Origin of the sequence: Pseudomonas tremae, assembly GCF_001401155.1 — a bacterium.
GTDB lineage: Bacteria > Pseudomonadota > Gammaproteobacteria > Pseudomonadales > Pseudomonadaceae > Aquipseudomonas > Aquipseudomonas tremae.
The window spans coordinates 1-3072 of sequence record NZ_LJRO01000470.1 but is presented as its reverse complement, the minus strand read 5'-3'; the positions used below and the strand labels follow the sequence as shown (position 1 = coordinate 3072).

Sequence of the window (3072 nt, the reverse complement as noted above, 5' to 3'; positions counted from 1 at the left end):
GAGCGCAAGGCGCCTTGCGCCCATTGGCCGGTCTTGATGACGTCGGTCACCTCGCTGCCCAGCGAGGCATCGTCGAGCATCATCAGGTAGACGTCGAACAGCGCGCGCTCTTCGGGGCGTAATTGAGTGGCGAGTTTGGCGGACAGGGTGCGCATGTCATTGCGCACGCCTTCCAGTGCATTCTGGAACAGCGCCAGCTCGGCGGCGATATCAGTGACGGTCTTGTCCGGCACCACCTCAAGATCGGCAGGCGGGAGCATGACCACCGCTACACCGACTGCCGCACCCGGCGAACCGGCAACGCCGACGAACTTGGCTTCCTGGATGCCCTTGCCCTGGCGACCCAGACCGCGGATCGAGCCAGTGGCCTCGGCATGCGCAATAACGCCTGCCAGTTGCGCACTCATGGTGACAAGGAAGGCTTCTTCGCCCTCGTCGAACTGACGGCGCTCCTTTTGCTGGATGACCAGTACACCGACTACCCGACGATGGTGGATGATCGGCGCGCCCAGAAACGAGGCGTAGCGCTCTTCACCGGTTTCGGCAAAGTAGCGATAGCGAGGGTGACCTGCAGCGTTTTCGAGGTTAAGCGGTTCTTCGCGCGTACCGACAAGACCGACGAGGCCTTCATTCGGGGCCATGCTGACTTTGCCGATGGAGCGCTTGTTGAGGCCTTCGGAGGCCATCAGAACGAAACGGTTCACTTCGGCATCAAGCAGGTAGACCGAGCAGACCTGGCTGCCCATGGCCTCCTTCACGCGCAACACAATAATGCCCAACGCCGCCTTGAGATCCTTGGCGGAGTTAACTTCCTGGACGATCTTGCGCAGCGTATTGAGCATGGCTCGGGGTCGAACTCCGTGTCAGTCGCGCGATAACAGGCGCGGGGCAAGCTCTTTGAGTGCGCGTCGATACACCTCGCGCTTGAATGTCACCACCTGGCCTAACGGGTACCAATAGCTGACCCAGCGCCAGCCATCGAACTCCGGTTTGCCGGTCAAATCCATCCGCACCCGCTGCTCGTTGGAGATCAGGCGCAGGAGAAACCATTTTTGCTTCTGGCCGATACACAGCGGCTGACTGTGTGTGCGGACCAGACGTTGCGGCAGACGATAGCGCAACCAGCCCCGAGTGCAGGCAAGTATTTGCACATCATGTCGCTCAAGCCCGACTTCTTCGTTCAATTCACGATAAAGCGCGTCTTCCGGCGTCTCCTGCGGGTTGATACCCCCCTGAGGAAACTGCCAGGCATCCTGGTTAATACGCCGAGCCCAAAGGACCTGACCAGCATCGTTCGTCAGAATAATCCCGACATTAGGACGGAAACCATCGGGGTCGATCACGGCAACAACCTCGCAAACGCATGTCGCCGCATTGTTCCACAAAGGCGATCAAACCAGCAACGAGGCTTATCACCTTATGTGAAGACTTGTGAAAACCTCGTATTCTGGGGCTCTTTTTTCAACTATTTCAGCGAGTAACCCTATGCGCCTGGCTTTATTCGACCTCGACAACACGCTTCTGGGCGGTGACAGCGATCACGCCTGGGGCGATTACCTGTGCCAGCGCGGGATCCTTGATGCCGCCACCTACAAGACCCGCAACGACGAGTTTTATCAGGATTACCTGGCTGGCACCCTGAACATGACCGAGTACCTTAATTTTACGCTGGAGATTCTGGGCAACACTGACATGGCTCAGCTTGAGGAATGGCACCGCGAGTTCATGCGTGACTGTATCGAGCCCATGATCCTGCCCAAAGCGCTTGAGCTTATCGGCAAGCATCGGGAAGCAGGCGACAAACTGGTGGTCATCACCGCGACCAATCGCTTCGTGACTGCGCCGATCGTGGCGCGCCTTGGGATCGATACGCTGCTGGCGACGGAGTGCGAGATGCTCGACGGGCGTTACACGGGCCGCACGACTGATATCCCCTGCTTCCGCGAGGGCAAGGTGACACGACTCAATCAGTGGCTGGAGGACAACGCGTTCAGTCTAGAGGACAGCTATTTCTACAGCGATTCGATGAACGACCTGCCGCTGCTGGAGCAAGTTGCCAACCCGGTTGCAGTGGACCCGGACGCCAATTTGCGCGCGGAAGCCGAGCGGCGCTGCTGGCCTGTCATTACCTTGCGCAGCTAAGCCGCACTGAGGCTCAGGCCGGTTTGAAGCCCATCAGACCGGCCATCGCCACAAAGCACACGACGCTGATCACAGTAAGCGCAAGGGTAAACCCTCGTTTGGCACCCTTGGCACCGAGGCGCAGCCGGTTGAGCCTGACCACCAGCCAGATCCAGCTGCACAGCCCCAGCGTGTAGAGCAGACTGCTACCCAGAACCCATGTCTGGCCCAGCGATAACCCTTTCAGATGCACCAACCACCAACCACTGAACGGCAACGTCGCCAGACACGCGGCCATCAGCAGCCAGAAAAACACCAAAGGCCGCTTGAGCAGACGATTCTGGATGGTCGTATCGCCTTCAAGACGAACCTTGACGACCCCGCTAGCCAATACCAGCGCGCTGATCAGCAATAACGTCAGGGCAACGATGTGCAGGGTATTGAGGGTGGTGATGGGTTCCATGACGCGGTGTTCCTCTGGAATCGGGCTTGAGTGAGTTTAGCAGCGCGGACACAGGATTCGTGCCCTGAAACACCTATCGTTCCTCACGTTCAAGCTTAGGAATGCCTTGGGTGACGCTCTGCGTTGCAAATCTGCGCCGCACCACACGCTCAAAGCGGGACGCAGAGCATCGTGAGGAACGAGAGATATCCACGGCATCAGCCCAAAAACAACCGATACGCCGGGTTCTCGCTCTCGTCCCAGTACGGGTAGCCGATCTCGTCCAGCGCCGCGCCTACCAGATGCCGTTCTTCTTCTGGCACCACCAAACCAGCCACCACCCGGCCATCCGCCGCGCCGTGGTTGCGGTAGTGGAACATCGAAATGGTCCAGCGGCCGCCCAGGCGGTTGAGGAAGTTGAACAACGCGCCCGGCCGTTCCGGGAATTCGAAGCGCAGCACCACTTCATCGTCGACGCGCTCGGCATGTCCGCCGACCATATGCCGAAT

Annotated in this window: 4 protein-coding genes and 1 pseudogene; 1 reads left to right on the top strand and 4 read right to left on the bottom strand. The window is 59.1% G+C overall.

What is annotated here, in order from left to right; all coding sequences use genetic code 11:
- Together ALO43_RS26275 and ALO43_RS26270 are read right to left on the bottom strand one after the other, a co-directional pair.
- Positions 1 to 842, bottom strand: an 842-nt coding sequence (locus ALO43_RS26275; RefSeq protein WP_122379359.1) for a phosphoenolpyruvate-utilizing N-terminal domain-containing protein, incomplete at its 3' end; no start/stop codon positions are given.
- 21 nt (positions 843 to 863) lie between these two features.
- Positions 864 to 1343: an RNA pyrophosphohydrolase gene (locus ALO43_RS26270; protein ID WP_002555745.1), complete on the bottom strand. Its 480-nt coding sequence runs from the start codon at positions 1341 to 1343 to the stop codon at positions 864 to 866.
- A gap of 142 nt (positions 1344 to 1485) precedes the next feature.
- Between ALO43_RS26270 and ALO43_RS26265 the strand changes: the two genes are divergently transcribed.
- Complete coding sequence (locus tag ALO43_RS26265) at positions 1486 to 2142, top strand: histidinol-phosphatase (protein WP_054998393.1); 657 nt, start codon at positions 1486 to 1488, stop codon at positions 2140 to 2142.
- 13 nt (positions 2143 to 2155) lie between these two features.
- Here ALO43_RS26265 and ALO43_RS26260 read toward each other — a convergent pair whose 3' ends face one another.
- Both ALO43_RS26260 and ALO43_RS26255 read right to left on the bottom strand, forming a co-directional pair.
- Positions 2156 to 2584, bottom strand: a complete 429-nt coding sequence (locus ALO43_RS26260; RefSeq protein WP_054998392.1) for a DUF2269 family protein — start codon at positions 2582 to 2584, stop codon at positions 2156 to 2158.
- A gap of 197 nt (positions 2585 to 2781) precedes the next feature.
- Positions 2782 to 3072: pseudogene (locus ALO43_RS26255) on the bottom strand (threonine dehydratase); the annotation flags it as partial.